The sequence below is a fragment of the Rhodovulum sp. DZ06 genome (genome assembly GCF_050586345.1).
Classification (GTDB): Bacteria; Pseudomonadota; Alphaproteobacteria; order Rhodobacterales; family Rhodobacteraceae; genus JBOCEF01.
Genome location: NZ_JBOCEF010000075.1, coordinates 1 through 14,402 on the forward strand (window position 1 = coordinate 1; position 14,402 = coordinate 14,402).

Below are 14,402 nucleotides of genomic sequence, written 5' to 3' on the forward strand. Positions count from 1 at the left end.
TCCTCCTGCCCGCGCTCTTCGACCATGGCGGCGGCGGCGTCGGACATGATGATCTCGCGCGCGCCATAGGCGGAAGCCCCCAGGACGCGGACGGCGTGGTAATGGGTCAGCACGAGGTGGGAGATCGGCTTGTCGGTGACGGACCGCACGCACTCGATGACCTTGCGGGCGAGGCGGGGCGTGGCCTGCGCCTCGACGATCATGACCGAGTCGTCGCCGATGATGACGCCGGTGTTCGGATCGCCCTCGGCGGTGAAGGCGTAGAGCCCTTCGCCGACCTTGGTGAAGCTGATGGTTTTCTCTTCCAGGTCGCCCTGGGATGCGAAGGCCTTGGCCATGCGGTCCTCCCGCGTTGCGCGCCCGTCGGGTTGGGGCGCGCCCTTGCCGACCCGGGTAGCACGGCGCGGGGAGGGGAGCAATGTTATTGGCTAATTTATTCGCTTATGGCGAATTGAAAGACGCGCACTCCGAGGCGCCGCCGTGGAGACGCAATCCCCATAATGTTCGTTATGTAAAGCATATGACGATACCTCGCTCCTCCACCGTTCGCCGTGAATGCAAGATTGCCGCTCGACCGTATCGCACCTGCATCGGAATACCGACGCAGCATCGCTCCTCCTCTCCGTGGATACGAGCGACGCGCTCTGGGTGCACCAGCGAAGAGAGCCTCGCATCCCGCATCGACGCCTTGACTATTGCCAATGCGTTCGGTCTCGCGCCACGGCAATCTTGCCTCGTCGAATGCGCTCCGCCGCTCCTGCTTTTCGTCCGAAGGGAACAGCAGGGCGATCCTGCGCGCGCCGCGTTCCAGGCGCGGCGGCGACGCTGGTGGCGCAGCCGGTCCCCGCGATGGAGAGGCCGACGCCGAAAGGAGGCTCCTGCGATGATTGCTCTCAGGGCGATGCTGTTCCGCGTTTGCGGCGACGGCTTCCGCGTGTTCTTCACCGCCGCCGCGCTGATGGCGCTGCTGTGCATGGGGTGGTGGGCCTTCTGGCTCGCCGTTCAGGCGGCCGGCGGCACGGTCGACGAAACCGCCTTCGCGCCTCCCCCGCATCTGTGGCACGCGCATGAGATGGTGTTCGGCTACGGCGCCGCCGCGCTCGGCGGGTTCTTTCTGACCGCCGTTCCGAACTGGACCGGCGCACCGGGCGCGCAAAGGCGCTTTCTCATCCTCGCCGCCTTCTTGTGGCTGGCCGGACGAGCGGCGATCTGGTTCTCGGCATCGCTGCCGCCGTTCGCCGTCGCGATCATCGACCTCGCCTTCGCGCCGGTCCTGGCGTTTCGTCTGGGGAGGATGATGGCCAGGAGGCCGAAACCGCAGAATGTCGTGCCGCTGTCGCTGCTGGGTCTGTTCTGGGCGGCGAACCTTGCCATGCACCTGGAGTGGACAGGGATGGTGGAGGATGCGGCCCATGCCGGGCTGCGCGCGGGGCTGCTGGCGCTGGCCGCCTTAATCGTCATCATCGGCGGGCGCGTCACCCCGGCCTTCACCCGCAACGCCATGCGCCGCGCCGGACGCGAGGATCGGCTGCCGCAGGATCGGCCGCCTCTGCCGCCGATCGCCATCGGCGCGGCGATCGCGCTTCCCGCACTGGCGCTCTGGGGCGCGCCTGCCGTGATCACGTCAGGCGCCGCGATCCTGGCCGGCGGCGCCGCGCTCGCGCGCCTCGCCTTCTGGCGCGGCGGCTGGGCGGCGCGCGATCCGCTGCTGTGGTCGATGCACGCGGCCTACGGGCTGCTCGGCCTCGGCCTCGTGCTCTGGGGCGCCAGCGAGGCGGGCCATGGCTCGGAGACCGCCGCGCTGCACGTCATCGCCATCGGCGGCGTCGGGCTGATGACGCTGAGCGTGATGACCCGCGCGACTCTCGGCCATACCGGCCGCCCGCTCACCGCGCCGCGCCCCGTGGTCGGGGCTTTCGGCTGCATGATCTGCGCCGCCGCCGCGCGCGCCGCCGCGCCGCTCTGGGGGCTGGAGACCTGGTACGCCCTCGCGCTCATCGCCGCCGCGCTCTGGATCCTCGCCTTCGCGCTGTTTCTCGGCGCGCTCGCCGCGCCGTTGCTCGGCCGCTCGCCCACGGTGCAGGGACAGGACGCCGGAGCGCCCTCCGGCGCATGAGCGCCCGGTCAGCCGCGCCGCCAGAACTCGGCCCGGTCGCGCTCCACGAAGGCCTCCAGCACGGCGACGTCCGCGATTTCGGCCTCGGCGTTGTGGATGGCGACCCCGGCCTCCTTCAACCGCGCGAAGGCGCGGCTGAGGCTGGCCGGCTTCAGCCCGAGCCGTCCGGCGACCAGGGACTTGTCATGGGGCAGATGCACCGTGCAGGCGCCGCTGCGGGTTCCGGCAAGCTCCAGCAGGAACTCGCCGACCCGCTGGGCGCCCGACATGGCCTTGAGCCCCTCGATCTGCCGCACCAGCCCGTGCAGATGCGCGTAGCTCGCCGCGATAAGCGCGCGGGCGATCCGCGGGTCGTCCTCCATCCGGCGCAGCAGCGCGGCGGCGTCGATGCGCAGCACCCGCGCCTCGGTCGCCGCCTCGGCGTCCACCGGATAGCCGCCCCCCTGGAAGGCCGCGATCTCGGCGAAGCTCTGCCCCGCGGTGAAGACCGCCACCACCGTCTCCTCGCCGGTGGCGGAGATGCGGCGCAGCTTGATCCAGCCGGACAGCACGACGAAGACATGCCGCGCCGGCGTCCCTTGCGCGAAAAGAGCCTGTCCGCGCGCAAGATCCAGACCGTCCCCGGTCTCGATGAGGTTCGCCGCGAGGTCAGGCGGCAGCCCGCCCAGCAGGATCGAGGCCGCCGCCGTCTCTTGTTCCATCGTCGTAAGCATGTCCGTCGCCTCCTCCGCGTCAGCGACGCGTGGACATCAGCGCCGGGAGAAGGTCAATCCCCCCAGCCCTGCCTTTTGCGGTGCACAATAAAAGAAAGAAATCGCATTTCATACTTCATTGAAAGCGGAGACGCCGCGCCTCGCGCCGCCTGAACAGAAAAATTTTCGAGACTTGACTAAAGCCAAATCGCCGCCCTCCGTGCTATGGTTCATGAGACATGCACCGATATGCCCCGAGGTCCCACGCCGTCGAGACCGAGAGGAGAGCCGGAAACGTGACCCATGCGCTGGACCGACGCCGCCTGCTTCGCGGCGAGCTGCACGACCGGGAAGCGGCGATCATGCGCCCGCCGGGTGCGCAGCCGCGCTTCCCCTCGCTCTGCGATTCCTGCGGCGCCTGCGCGCGCGCCTGCCCCGAAGCCATCATCATCCCCTCCGCCCATGGCGGGCCGCAGATCGATTTCGCCCGCGGCGCCTGCACATTCTGCGGCGCCTGCGCCCGGGCCTGTCCGACCGGCGCGCTGGCGGAGGAGCCGGAAGGCGCGCCGCCGCCCTGGCCCTGGCGGGCGCGGATCGAGCCCGCGTGCCTGTCCCTGCAGGGCGTCGCCTGCCGCGCCTGCGAAGACGCCTGCGAGCCCCGCGCCATCCGCTTCCGCCCGCAGGTCGGCGGCGCGGCGAAACCGGCGATTGATATGAACCAATGCACCGGCTGCGGCGAATGCGCATTCACCTGCCCCGCGAAGGCGATCGCATTCGAGCGTCTGCCGACCCAGTCCAGCGAGACCCCCTCATGAACATCTGCGGATGCCTCGTCCATGTCGCCCCGGCGCACCTGACCGCCGCGCGTCCCGCCATCGCCGCGATGGAGGGGGTGGAGATCCACGCCGCCTCCGGGGACGGCCGCCTCGTCGTCACCGTCGAGGACATCCCCGGCCGGTTCGCCTCCGAGACGATCATGGCGATCCACCAGATCCCGGGCGTCCTGTCGCTGACGCTCAACACCCATCACTTCGAAGACGCCCACGCCCCGCGCGCCGCGCACGCCGCCAGCCAGCCGGAGACCTGATCATGACCATCTCTGAATCGCGCCGGAACTTCCTCAAGGCCTCGGCCGCCGCCAGCACCGCCGCCGCCGCGGGGATCCCGCTGACCCTGCCCGCCGACGCCGAGGCCGCCATCCAGGCCGACCGCCAGGGCATCCGCTGGGACAAGGCGCCCTGCCGGTTCTGCGGCACCGGCTGCTCGGTGCTGGTCGGGGTCAAGGAAGGCCGCGTGGTCGCCACCCAGGGCGACCCGGACGCGCCGGTGAACCGCGGGCTCAACTGCATCAAGGGCTATTTCCTCTCCAAGATCATGTATGGCGAGGACCGGCTGACCACGCCGATGCTGCGCAAGACCAATGGCGTCTACGACAAGAACGGCGAATTCGAGCCGGTGTCCTGGGACGAAGCCTTCGACGTCATGGCGCAGAAGTGGAAAGAGGCGCTGGCGAAGAAGGGCCCGACCTCGGTCGGCATGTTCGGCTCGGGCCAGTGGACGGTCTGGGAAGGCTACGCCGCCGCCAAGCTGATGAAGGCGGGGTTCCGCTCCAACAACATCGACCCGAACGCGCGGCACTGCATGGCCTCGGCCGTGGTCGGCTTCATGCGCGCCTTCGGCATCGACGAGCCGATGGGCTGCTATGACGATCTCGAGCACGCGGACACCTTCGTGCTCTGGGGCTCGAACATGGCCGAGATGCACCCGATCCTGTGGTCGCGCCTGACCGACACGCGCCTGACCAAGCCGGGGGCCGAGGTGCATGTGCTCTCGACCTATGAGCACCGCAGCTTCGAGCTGGCCGACAACGCCATGGTGTTCCGCCCGCAGTCGGATCTCGCGATCCTCAACTACATCGCGAATTACATCATCCAGAACGACGCGGTGAACTGGGACTTCGTCAACAAGCACGTCAACTTCACGAAGACCGCCACCGACATCGGCTATGGCCTGCGCCCCGAGCATGCGTTGCAGGTCGCCGCGGCGAACCCCGACAGCGGCAAACTCGAGCCGATCAGCTTCGACGACTACGCCGCCTCGGTCGCCGAATACACCGTCGAAAAAGCCTCGGAAATCTCGGGCGTGCCCGCCCATCAGCTCGAGAAGCTGGCCCAGCAGTACGCCGACCCGAACCGCAAGGTGATGTCGCTCTGGACCATGGGGTTCAACCAGCACACCCGCGGCTCCTGGGTCAACGGGCTGTGCTACAACGTGCACCTGCTGACGGGGAAGATCTCGGAGCCGGGCAACTCGCCCTTCTCGCTGACCGGCCAGCCCTCCGCCTGCGGCACCGCGCGCGAGGTCGGCACCTTCGCCCACCGCCTGCCCGCCGACATGGTGGTGATGAACGACGCGCATCGCGAGATCTGCGAGAAAGCCTGGGGCATCCCCGCCGGGACCATCCCGCCCAAGCCCGGCTTCCACGCCGTGCTCCAGAACCGGATGCTGAAGGACGGCGTGCTGAACGCCTACTGGGTGCAGTGCAACAACAACATGCAGGCCGCCCCGAACATGAACGAGGAGGGCTTCCCCGGCTATCGCAACCCCGAGAATTTCATCACCGTCTCGGACCCCTATCCGACCGTCACCGCGCTCGCCGCCGACCTGATCCTGCCCACCGCGATGTGGGTGGAGAAGGAAGGCGCCTATGGCAACGCAGAGCGCCGGACCCAGTTCTGGCGCCAGCAGGTCGACGCGCCGGGCGAGGCGAAATCGGACCTCTGGCAGCTGGTCGAATTCTCCAAGCGCTTCACGGTCGAGGAAGCCTGGGGCGCGGAGTTCGCCGCCGCGGCGCCGGAACTCGCCGGCAAGACGCTCTATGAAGTGCTTTACGAAAACGGCAAGGTGAACGCCTATCCGCTGGAGGAGACCGCCGAGGGTTTCAACAACGAAGAGGCGAAGCATTTCGGCTTCTACCTGCAGAAGGGCCTGTTCGAGGAATACGCCGATTTCGGCCGCCACCACGGCCATGATCTCGCGCCCTTCGAGATGTACCATCAGGCCCGCGGCCTTCGCTGGCCGGTCGTGGACGGCAAGGAGACGCTCTACCGCTTCCGCGAGGGCTACGACCCTTACGTCCCCGCGGGCGAGGACGTGCGCTTCTACGGCCACAAGGACGGCAAGGCGAAGATCATCTTCGCGCCCTTCGAGGAGGCGGCCGAGGTCCCGGACGAGGAATTCGACCTCTGGCTCTGCACCGGCCGCGTGCTGGAGCACTGGCACTCGGGCTCGATGACCCGGCGCGTGCCCGAGCTGCACCGCGCCTTCCCCTCGGCGGTGGTGTTCATGCACCCCGATGACGCCCAGGCCCGCGGGGTGCGGCGCGGGCAGGAGATCATGATCTCCACCCGCCGCGGCGAGATGCTGAGCCGGGTCGAGACCCGCGGCCGCAACAAGCCGCCGCGCGGCCTCGTGTTCGTGCCCTGGTTCGATGAGGGCCAGCTGATCAACAAGCTCACGCTCGACGCCACCTGCCCGCTCTCGAAAGAGACCGACTTCAAGAAATGCGCCTGCAAGGTGGAGCGCGCGTAAGCGCTCCACCACCTGTCCCCCCGCCAGCCGAAGGTCCGCCAGCATGTCCGCCAGCGACAAGGTCCTGTCCCCGCAGCGCCGCCGTTTCCTGACCGAAACGGCGCGCATGGCGGGCGGCTGCGCGCTGGCGGGCGGCCTGCTGCTGCATCTCGGCCGCACGGCGCAGGCCCTGCCGGCCGAGGCGCTGCGCCCGCCGGGCGCCTTGCCGGAGGAGGATTTCCTCGCCGCCTGCATCCGCTGCGGGCTGTGCGTCCGCGACTGCCCCTATGACACGCTGAAGCTCGCCGAGTTGGGCGAGGCTCCGGCGACGGGGACCCCCTATTTCACCGCCCGGGACGTGCCCTGCGAGATGTGCGACGACATCCCCTGCGTCGCCGCCTGCCCGACCGGGGCGCTGGACCCTGCGTTGACCGACATCGACGACGCGCGCATGGGCACGGCGGTGCTGGTGGATCAGGAGAACTGCCTGAACTTCCTCGGGCTGCGCTGCGACGTCTGCTATCGCGTCTGCCCGGTGATCGACGAGGCGATCACGCTGGAGCTGTCGCACAACGACCGCTCGGGCCATCACGCGATCTTCGCGCCGACGGTCCATGCCGACGCCTGCACCGGCTGCGGGATGTGCGAGAAGAGCTGCGTTCTGCCTGAGGCCGCGATCAAGGTGCTGCCGCTGCGCCTCGCCCGCGGCGAAGCGGCGGAGCATTACCGCAAGGGCTGGGAGGAGAAGGACGCGAAGGGCGCGCCGCTCGTCGACGGTCTGATCGACCTGCCCGACCGGCTGCCCGGCCCTGGGACCGACAATCTCGCCGCCCCCGGGGGCTTCGAGCCCGCGTTCAAGCTTCCGGGAGCGGGGAAATGAAAGAAAAGACCGCCCGTCCCGTCGGCGCCGAGGCCGTGGAGCTCAAGGGCTTCGCCCGCGCCCATAAGTTCCTGATCCTGCGGCGGCTGGCCCAGGCGTTTTTCCTGCTGCTGTTCCTGCTCGGCCCCTGGTTCGGGATCTGGTGGGTGGCGGGGACGCTCGCGGGCTCGCGCACCTTCGGCGTGCTGCCGCTGACCGATCCTTTCGTGACCGTGCAGGGCATGGCGGCGGGCCATTGGCCCGAAGGCGCCGCGCTGATCGGCGCGCTGATCGTGGCGGGGGTCTACGCGCTGATCGGGGGGCGGACCTATTGCTCCTGGGTCTGCCCGATCAACCCGGTGACCGACGCGGCGCACTGGCTGCATGTCCGGCTCGGGCTGCCGAAGGGCTGGCAGCCGAAGCGGAGCCTCAGGCTCTGGATCCTCGGGGCGGCGATCGGAGTCTCGGCCCTCGGCGGGGTCATCGCGTGGGAGCTGGTCAACCCGATCACCATGCTCCACCGCGGGCTGGTCTTCGGGATGGGCTTCGCATGGGCGCTGGTCGTCGGGGTGTTCCTGTTCGACCTTCTGATCTCGCGCCATGGCTGGTGCGGGCATCTGTGCCCGGTGGGCGCCTTCTACGGGCTGCTCGGGCGGCGGAGCCTGCTGCGCGTCTCGGCGACGAAGCGGTCGGCCTGCGACGACTGCATGGACTGCTTCGCGGTCTGTCCCGAGGCCCATGTCATCACCCCCGCCCTGCGCGGGAAAGCGGGCGAGACGCCGCTGATCCTCTCGCCCGACTGCACCAATTGCGGGCGCTGCATCGACGTCTGTTCGGTCGATGTCTTCGCCTTCACCCACCGTTTCGACGCCAATGTCGCCGAAAGCCGGCCAGCGCCCGCCGACCGCGCCGCCTGACCAGGATAAGAACACGGAGAGAGGGAATGAACATCTCGACCATCGCGGGCGCCGCCGCCCTGGCCGCCGCCCTTGTCGCGGGCGGGCTGGTCGCGGCCCAGACCGCCGGACCCGTCAAGTCGCTGCGCGGCGCCGAGGTTACCTCGACCCTGCCCGCCGAGCCGGTGCACCAGCAGCAGGAGGGGCGCGAGGCGCGCAACTACCGCCAGCAGCCCCCGATCATCCCGCATTCGATGGACCACTACCAGATCGACAAGCGCACCAACCAGTGCCTCGGCTGCCATGACTGGACCGTGGCCGGAGAGCGCGGCGCCCCCACCCTGTCGATGACCCATTACCTCGACCGGGACGGCAACCAGCTCGACACCGTCGCGGGCACGCGCTGGTTCTGCAACCAGTGCCATGTGCCCCAGGCCAACGCCCCGGCGCTGGTGGGCAACAGCTTCGCCCCCTCGAACGCGCCGCGCTGACGAAAGGCACGCATCATGGCCGAACATGACGACAAGCCGCGCGGCCGCCTGCGCCGGATCTGGGACGCCATCTGGCGGCCCAGCACGGTCGCGAGCGTCGGGTTCCTGACCATCGCCGGATTCATGGGCGGGATCATCTTCTGGGGCGGGTTCAACTGGACGCTGGAGATGACGAACACCGAGGAGTTCTGCGTGTCCTGCCACACGATGGAGACCAATCTCGGCGAGTACCGCCAGACGATCCACTACAACAACCACTCGGGCGTGCGGGCGATCTGCTCGGACTGCCATGTCCCGCATGAGTGGCAGTACAAGATGAAGGCCAAGATCATGGCGGTGAAGGACGTCTATCACGAAGTGATGGGCACGATCTCCACCCCCGAGAAATACGAGGAACGCAGGCTGGAGATGGCCTCGGCGGTCTGGCGCAAGATGAAGGCCTCGGACAGCCGGGAGTGCCGCAACTGCCATGCGTTCGAGTACATGGACTTCACGATCCAGGAGGCCCGCGCCGCGGCCAGCCACCAGAAGGCGATCGATGAGAACATGACCTGCATCGACTGCCACCAGGGCATCGCCCATGACCTCGCGCCCGGCTATCTCGAGGAATATCGCCATGTGACCGAGGAGCTGGCCATGGAGCGCGGCGCGCCCTTCGGCGCGGCCGCAGCGGCCGAGGCTGAGGTCGAGGCGGAGAAGATCCGCTCCTACATGGCCGACAAGGCCCGGTGAGCCGCAGACAGTTTCCGCGGCAGTTTCCGCAGGCGGCGACGCCCGCCTGCGGACCAGTTCAGGATGCAGGACCCATGCTCAGTTTTCTCGATTTCCTCGGAACGATCGGCGGCGCCGTTCTCGGCATCCCCGGCATTCTCGGCCTCGCGCTCGGCATGACCACCCGCTGGTGGTCGCTGGCCGCGCCCATGGGGCTCGTGGTCGGGCTGGCCGGGCCGCTGATCTTCGGCGGCGCCCACGCCACTTACGTCACGACGATGGAGTTCGCGGTTTCGGCCGTGATCGGCATCGCCGCGGCCCTGACCGGCTGCCTGATCCGCTGCAAGGGCGCGACCGTCTGAAGACGCCGCCCTGCCGACTTCCCCGAGCCGCCGTTCCGGGCAGGAGCGGCGGCGCGCGCGTTTCAGCCCCGCCCGCGGGCGAAGGCGTACAGCGCCTCCGCATCCGGCGGCAGCAATTCGGCCATGTCGCCCGCGAAGGCGAGGAACCCGTCGTGGTTCAGCCCGTTGACCGCGGTGATTGCGGGAACGCCCCGCTCCATCGCCAGGCCGAAGGCGGCGCAGAGCCCGCGCCCCATGCATTCCTGCGCGCCGAACTTGTTCACGATCAGAACCTCCGCATCCGCGGCCAGGCTGCGCTCCACCGCGGCGGCGGCCTGCTCCAGCGAGGCGGGATCGAGCCGGCATCCGCGCGAGGCGGCGCCGAGCTTCTGCGCGATGGCGATCTCGGGCCCGTCGGGCAGGACCGCGAGGTCCATGTCGCAGGGATGATCGCGCGCCGAGGGCGCCCGCGACTGCACGATCCCGGCCACGACGCGCCCTTCGCCGCGCAACCGCGCGGCCAGCCCGCTCAGCAGCGCATCGGCGCCGCCGCGCTCGGTGGTCAGGACATATCCAAGTTTCGCCATACGCCTACATGCCTTCCGGAAAGGGGAGAATTTCAACCGGCGCGCCGGGCGCGATCTCCTCCGCCCCGGCGGGAAGGATCACGCAGCACTGCGCCCGTGCAAGCGGACCGAGGCGGTCGGAGCTGACATGCGCGTCGATCACCAGGCGCGGGGCGCCCGCAGCGCCCGCGCCTTTGAGCCGGGCGGGGCGGATCTCCGCACGCCCGGCCTGCTTGCGCAGCGCGTTCGCCGCGACCCCGAAGCGGGGCGGCGGCGCTCCGGCATCGCCGCTCAGCCCCGCCAGCAGCGACGGGACGAACAGGCAGAAGGCGATGCAGGCCGACATGGGATTGCCCGGCGCGCCCAGCCAGACGGCATCGCCGATCCGTCCCAGCGCGGTCGGCTTGCCTGGCTTCATGGCGACGCCTTCGACCTCGATCCGGCCGCCGAGCCCGAGAACCGCTGCGCGGACATGATCTTCCTCTCCGACCGAGACGCCGCCGGTGGTGATCACCAGATCGGCGCCGCGCGCAGCCTCGCCGATCGCCCGGAGGTGGTCTTCGAGCCGGTCGGGGACCCTTTGCGGGGGCAGCAGCGGGGTGTCGACATCCGGGATCGATCCCGGATCCGGCGCGGCGCCGGCGATGGCCAGCTCGTTCCCGGTGACCAGCAGCGCGACCCGCACGCGGGCGCGCACGGACAGGCTCCGGACGCCGCCCGAAGCCGCCAGCGCCAGGTCGCGGGCGCTCAGCCTGCGCCCGGCCGGTATCAGCGGATCGCCCGCCTCGAATTCCTCCGCGCGGCGGCGGACGTTGTCGCCGGAGCGCGGCGCGGCGCTCAGCTCCACCACGGCGCCCTCGCGGCGGGTCCCTTCCTGCATGACCACCGCGTCTGCGCCGGCGGGAAGCGGAGCGCCGGTGAAGATGCGCGCGGCCGCGCGTTTCGGCAGGGCGGCAGGCGCGTCGCCCGCCGCGGCGCGCAGCGCGACCGGAAGGCGCCACGGCCCGGCCCCGGTCAGATCCGCGGAGCGCAGGGCATAGCCGTCCATTGCGGAGCGATCGAAGCCCGGCTGCGCCAGCGACGCATGCGCCGGGGCCGCGAGAACGCGGCCGGCAGCGTCGCCAGGGGGCACGGTTTCGATACGTCCGATCGGCGCCGCGATACCGGCCGCGCGGCGGCGCGCAGCCTCCAGCGGCAGGTGCGCCGCTCCCCCGCCGCTCTCCCGGTCGCAGCATCCGCCATCGTGCATCTCGGCCCCTTTCTTCCGCAGCCTCGGTCTTCGGTCATGCCTGCCGCAGCCGATAGACCGGACGGACACGGAGCTCCTTGATCTGAATCGGATCCGGCCGCTGAAGGCGGCTCAGCCGGAAGGTCGCATGGTCCGCTGCAGCGTCCGGTACACCGTCGGGCGGGAGAGCGAAAAGACCTCCGCAAGATCGCTCGCCGAGCATACCCCGGTGTCGACCATTCGCCGCAGCTCTTTCACCTGGCGGTCGGAGAGCTTGCCCCGGGCGCGGGCGACGGCCATGTCCTCGCCGGCGCCCAGGCAGATGAGGTCGCTTTCGAACTCGGCGAAGGCGGCGGGATGTTGAAGAACATCCGCTCCATCGGGTCGGTCGGGTCATAGACCGCCCCGCCGAGCGCCAGCTTCACCCCGCGGGCCGAGAGCCGGTCGGCGATGTCCTGCGCGTCGGGCGCCGAGCGCGCCAACCGGTCGAGCCTGGCGACCACCAGCGTGTCGCCCTCGCGCACTGCGGCCAGCGCCTGGTCGAGCCCGGGGCGGGCTCGGTTCCGGCCGGTCAGGCCGTGGTCGACGCAGATGCGGTCCTCGGCGACGCCGAGCGCCGGCAAAGCCTTGCGCTGCGCGGTGAGGTCCTGGCGGCCGGTGTGACCTGTCCCCTGCGTCAGAGTCGGGGCCTTCTGGAACTCTGGGCTGCCGTGCGGCGTGCTCTGAAAACTGGGCGCGGGCGCCACGGATCCCGCTCGCTGCGGCCCGCCCCCTACCCCATCCTTGGCGGGGCCGGGGCCGGCGCGATTTCCAGCGGCGCATCGGTGAAGAGGTTGGGGAACAGCCGCTCGCGCCAGTCCAGCGGAAAGCCGATGCGCACCGGCGCCTTGGGGCTGGCCGAGCGCAGAAAGCCCGCCTTCACCGCCGCCGCCAGCGCCGTCCGCGCGGTGCGCTCGCCCACGCGCAGCACCAGGGCCGCGTCGCCGCGGGGCATCTCGCCGAAGCGCAGCACATGGTCGATCAGCGCGGCGGCGCGCGGTTCCTGCGGCAGCACATCTCGCGCCAGCGCCGCATAGCGCGGCCCGAGCGCGTCGAGGTCCAGCATCGTTCGCGCAAACCGCACCTGGTCGAGCATCACCGTCAGGAACCAGCCGGTGAACCCCTCCAGCGCCGCCGCCGAGAGGTTCCCCCGCCCGTCCCGCTCGCCCTGGCGCGGCCGGTCGGCGGCGTCCATGCGCAGCTTGTACTCGCCCCGATCCTCCAGCCCCCGCGCCAACCCGCGCGAGATTGACCACAGCCCGTGCCCGCCGATCCCCGCCGCCCGGATCATCGCGTGGCTGACGAGGCGGCTCACCCGGCCGTTGCCGTCGAGGAACGGGTGAATGTAGTTCAGCCGGTGATGGGCTGCCGGGATGGCGAGGATCCGCCCGGTCGCGCCCCGGGTCAGGCCGCGATAGCGGCGCTCGTAATGCGCCATGAAATCGGCAATGCGGCCCGCCGAGGGCGGCAGGTGGCGTCCGACCTGCACCTCCTGCGCGCGCCAGGCGCCGCCTTCGATCGCGACGCGGCGGCCGTCCTGCTCGACGAAGCGGAATTCCTCGGGCATCGCGGCGTAGAAGCGGGCGTGCAGGTCGCGTATGAAGGCGCTGGAGGTCGGCTCCGGCAGCCGCCCCGCGTCGGCCTCGGCGTCGATCCATTCCTGCACGCGGACATGGGCGGCGGCTTCTTCGGCCAGCGGGCGGTCGGCGTCGGGCAGGATCTCGCCCCGAAGCGCCGCCTCGATGTCCCTGGGCTTGGTGTTATGGCCCTCGATCAGGTTTGAATAATAGGCGTTCATCACCCGCACGAAGCCGCGCAGCTCCGCCGCGGCGTCGGGGTGCAGGTTACGGCCGATCTCGGCGGACTCGGCGCGGATCGAGAGGATGAGGTCGCTGAGCGCCTCGGGGATCATGTCCTCGATTCCGCAGGGTTCGATGCGGGTGACGGCCTCGATCATTGCCGATCTTTCGTTTTGGGTTTGACCTTGCAGTGCAATGATAAATCAGGAGGCCAAGCGGGAAAATGCCGATCTTCGCTGCCGATCTTCGCGGCGCGCCGATCCGCGGTTCAGCCCCCTGCCCCGGTCCGCTGCAGCGTCCGGTAGACCGTGGGTCGCGAGATCGAAAACACCTCCGCCAGATCGCTGACCGAGCACTCCCCCGTGTCGTACATCCGCCGCAGCTCCTTCGCCTGGCGATCGGAGAGCTTGGGCTTCTTGCCGCGCAGCTTGCCGCGGGCCCGGGCGACGGCCATGCCCTCGCGGGCGCCCAGGCAGATGAGGTCGCTTTCGAACTCGGCGAAGGCAGCGGGATGTTGAAGAACATCCGCCCTATCGGGTCGGTCGGATCATAGACCGCCCCGCCGAGCGCCAGCTTCACGCCGCGCGCCGACAGCCGGTCGGCGATGTCCCGCGCATCCGGGACCGAACGCGCGAGGCGGTCGAGTTTGGCGACCACGAGCGTGTCGCCTTCGCGCACGGCTGCGAGCGCCTGGTCGAGCCCGGGGCGGGCGCGGTTCCGCCCGGTCAGGCCGTGGTCGACATAGATGCAGTCCTCGGCGACCCCGAGCGCCAGCAGAGCCTCGCGTTGCGCGGTGAGATCCTGGCGGTCGGTGGAGCAGCGGACGTAGCCGATACGGGTGCCGGTCATGGCGGGACTGCAACGTTTGAGGCGCCATCACTGCAAAACAAAACGGACCAGCTAAATGATACGGGCGCACGGGTTTCAGGACGCCTCCGCCGCACCGTCCGCTGACCGATCCCCTTGCGGACATAGGCCTGCTCGGGACTCAGGCCGGGGTGAGCATTTCAACCGCAGACGCCCCTAGGACGCGGACTCATATCCCGGCAATCCAAATGCGGATGGATGCGAGCTTCAGGGCTGCGAGATAGTTG

At 69.9% G+C, this 14,402-nt stretch carries 16 protein-coding genes and 2 pseudogenes; 9 read left to right on the top strand and 9 right to left on the bottom strand.

Annotated features, from left to right (window positions below; all coding sequences use genetic code 11):
* Positions 1–338, bottom strand: a pseudogene (locus ACQ5SO_RS20480) (MBL fold metallo-hydrolase); the annotation flags it as partial.
* Positions 339–883: 545 nt separating this feature from the next.
* Here ACQ5SO_RS20480 and ACQ5SO_RS20485 point away from each other — a divergent pair.
* Positions 884–2,116, top strand: coding sequence for an NnrS family protein (locus tag ACQ5SO_RS20485; protein ID WP_430943514.1), 1,233 nt, complete (start codon positions 884–886; stop codon positions 2,114–2,116).
* Between the two features lie 8 nt (positions 2,117–2,124).
* Here the strand turns inward: ACQ5SO_RS20485 and ACQ5SO_RS20490 are convergent, their stop codons facing one another.
* Positions 2,125–2,829 carry a Crp/Fnr family transcriptional regulator gene (locus ACQ5SO_RS20490; RefSeq protein ID WP_430943515.1) on the bottom strand — a complete coding sequence of 235 codons (705 nt, stop codon included), beginning with the start codon at positions 2,827–2,829 and terminating at the stop codon, positions 2,125–2,127.
* A gap of 275 nt (positions 2,830–3,104) precedes the next feature.
* Between ACQ5SO_RS20490 and napF the strand changes: the two genes are divergently transcribed.
* The 8 genes from napF (at position 3,105) to ACQ5SO_RS20530 (ending at position 9,697) form a co-directional block, all read left to right on the top strand.
* Entirely contained in the window at positions 3,105–3,623 is a 519-nt protein-coding gene (gene napF, locus ACQ5SO_RS20495; RefSeq protein ID WP_430943516.1) for a ferredoxin-type protein NapF, read from the top strand.
* Positions 3,620–3,895, top strand: a complete 276-nt coding sequence (locus tag ACQ5SO_RS20500) for a chaperone NapD (protein WP_430943517.1) — start codon at positions 3,620–3,622, stop codon at positions 3,893–3,895. The genes napF and ACQ5SO_RS20500 overlap by 4 nt, the downstream gene beginning before the upstream one ends.
* Positions 3,896–3,897: 2 nt before the next feature.
* On the top strand, positions 3,898–6,399 hold the full coding sequence (gene napA / locus ACQ5SO_RS20505; RefSeq protein WP_430943518.1) for a nitrate reductase catalytic subunit NapA: 2,502 nt from the start codon (positions 3,898–3,900) through the stop codon (positions 6,397–6,399).
* A gap of 43 nt (positions 6,400–6,442) precedes the next feature.
* Positions 6,443–7,258 carry a ferredoxin-type protein NapG gene (gene napG, locus ACQ5SO_RS20510; RefSeq protein ID WP_430943519.1) on the top strand — a complete coding sequence of 272 codons (816 nt, stop codon included), beginning with the start codon at positions 6,443–6,445 and terminating at the stop codon, positions 7,256–7,258.
* Positions 7,255–8,154: a quinol dehydrogenase ferredoxin subunit NapH gene (gene napH, locus ACQ5SO_RS20515; protein WP_430943520.1), complete on the top strand. Its 900-nt coding sequence runs from the start codon at positions 7,255–7,257 to the stop codon at positions 8,152–8,154. The genes napG and napH overlap by 4 nt, the downstream gene beginning before the upstream one ends.
* A gap of 26 nt (positions 8,155–8,180) precedes the next feature.
* A complete protein-coding gene (locus tag ACQ5SO_RS20520; RefSeq protein WP_430943521.1) occupies positions 8,181–8,624 on the top strand; it encodes a nitrate reductase cytochrome c-type subunit in 444 nt (147 codons plus the stop codon).
* 15 nt (positions 8,625–8,639) lie between these two features.
* Complete coding sequence (locus ACQ5SO_RS20525) at positions 8,640–9,356, top strand: NapC/NirT family cytochrome c (protein WP_430943522.1); 717 nt, start codon at positions 8,640–8,642, stop codon at positions 9,354–9,356.
* A 74-nt stretch (positions 9,357–9,430) separates the two neighbouring features.
* Positions 9,431–9,697, top strand: coding sequence for a hypothetical protein (locus ACQ5SO_RS20530; protein WP_430943523.1), 267 nt, complete (start codon positions 9,431–9,433; stop codon positions 9,695–9,697).
* 62 nt (positions 9,698–9,759) lie between these two features.
* Here the strand turns inward: ACQ5SO_RS20530 and ACQ5SO_RS20535 are convergent, their stop codons facing one another.
* The 7 genes and pseudogenes from ACQ5SO_RS20535 to ACQ5SO_RS20565 all read right to left on the bottom strand — a co-directional run.
* Positions 9,760–10,263: a DUF2478 domain-containing protein gene (locus tag ACQ5SO_RS20535; RefSeq protein WP_430943524.1), complete on the bottom strand. Its 504-nt coding sequence runs from the start codon at positions 10,261–10,263 to the stop codon at positions 9,760–9,762.
* Between the two features lie 4 nt (positions 10,264–10,267).
* Positions 10,268–11,491, bottom strand: a complete 1,224-nt coding sequence (locus ACQ5SO_RS20540) for a molybdopterin molybdotransferase MoeA (protein WP_430943525.1) — start codon at positions 11,489–11,491, stop codon at positions 10,268–10,270.
* Between the two features lie 111 nt (positions 11,492–11,602).
* Positions 11,603–11,770 (bottom strand): helix-turn-helix domain-containing protein, encoded by a 168-nt coding sequence (locus ACQ5SO_RS20545; RefSeq protein WP_430943526.1) that lies wholly within the window; start codon positions 11,768–11,770, stop codon positions 11,603–11,605.
* Positions 11,725–12,093: a recombinase family protein gene (locus ACQ5SO_RS20550; RefSeq protein WP_430943527.1), complete on the bottom strand. Its 369-nt coding sequence runs from the start codon at positions 12,091–12,093 to the stop codon at positions 11,725–11,727. The genes ACQ5SO_RS20545 and ACQ5SO_RS20550 overlap by 46 nt, the downstream gene beginning before the upstream one ends.
* A 149-nt stretch (positions 12,094–12,242) precedes the next feature.
* Complete coding sequence (locus tag ACQ5SO_RS20555; RefSeq protein ID WP_430943528.1) at positions 12,243–13,466, bottom strand: Fic family protein; 1,224 nt, start codon at positions 13,464–13,466, stop codon at positions 12,243–12,245.
* 110 nt (positions 13,467–13,576) lie between these two features.
* Complete coding sequence (locus ACQ5SO_RS20560; protein ID WP_430943529.1) at positions 13,577–13,762, bottom strand: helix-turn-helix domain-containing protein; 186 nt, start codon at positions 13,760–13,762, stop codon at positions 13,577–13,579.
* Positions 13,763–13,878: 116 nt separating this feature from the next.
* Positions 13,879–14,157: pseudogene (locus ACQ5SO_RS20565) on the bottom strand (recombinase family protein); the annotation flags it as partial.
* Positions 14,158–14,402 lie beyond the last annotated feature (245 nt).

Coding starts and splice junctions, on each gene's coding strand:
- ACQ5SO_RS20520 (WP_430943521.1), top strand. CDS start 8,181: ATGAACATCTCGACCATCGCGGGCGCCGCCGCCCTGGCCGCCGCCCTT.
- ACQ5SO_RS20485 (WP_430943514.1), top strand. CDS start 884: ATGATTGCTCTCAGGGCGATGCTGTTCCGCGTTTGCGGCGACGGCTTC.
- ACQ5SO_RS20545 (WP_430943526.1), bottom strand. CDS start 11,770: ATGGCCGTCGCCCGCGCCCGGGGCAAGCTCTCCGACCGCCAGGTGAAA.
- ACQ5SO_RS20530 (WP_430943523.1), top strand. CDS start 9,431: ATGCTCAGTTTTCTCGATTTCCTCGGAACGATCGGCGGCGCCGTTCTC.
- ACQ5SO_RS20560 (WP_430943529.1), bottom strand. CDS start 13,762: ATGGCCGTCGCCCGGGCCCGCGGCAAGCTGCGCGGCAAGAAGCCCAAG.
- ACQ5SO_RS20540 (WP_430943525.1), bottom strand. CDS start 11,491: ATGCACGATGGCGGATGCTGCGACCGGGAGAGCGGCGGGGGAGCGGCG.
- ACQ5SO_RS20500 (WP_430943517.1), top strand. CDS start 3,620: ATGAACATCTGCGGATGCCTCGTCCATGTCGCCCCGGCGCACCTGACC.
- ACQ5SO_RS20535 (WP_430943524.1), bottom strand. CDS start 10,263: ATGGCGAAACTTGGATATGTCCTGACCACCGAGCGCGGCGGCGCCGAT.
- napG (WP_430943519.1), top strand. CDS start 6,443: ATGTCCGCCAGCGACAAGGTCCTGTCCCCGCAGCGCCGCCGTTTCCTG.
- napH (WP_430943520.1), top strand. CDS start 7,255: ATGAAAGAAAAGACCGCCCGTCCCGTCGGCGCCGAGGCCGTGGAGCTC.
- ACQ5SO_RS20525 (WP_430943522.1), top strand. CDS start 8,640: ATGGCCGAACATGACGACAAGCCGCGCGGCCGCCTGCGCCGGATCTGG.
- napA (WP_430943518.1), top strand. CDS start 3,898: ATGACCATCTCTGAATCGCGCCGGAACTTCCTCAAGGCCTCGGCCGCC.
- ACQ5SO_RS20555 (WP_430943528.1), bottom strand. CDS start 13,466: ATGATCGAGGCCGTCACCCGCATCGAACCCTGCGGAATCGAGGACATG.
- ACQ5SO_RS20490 (WP_430943515.1), bottom strand. CDS start 2,829: ATGCTTACGACGATGGAACAAGAGACGGCGGCGGCCTCGATCCTGCTG.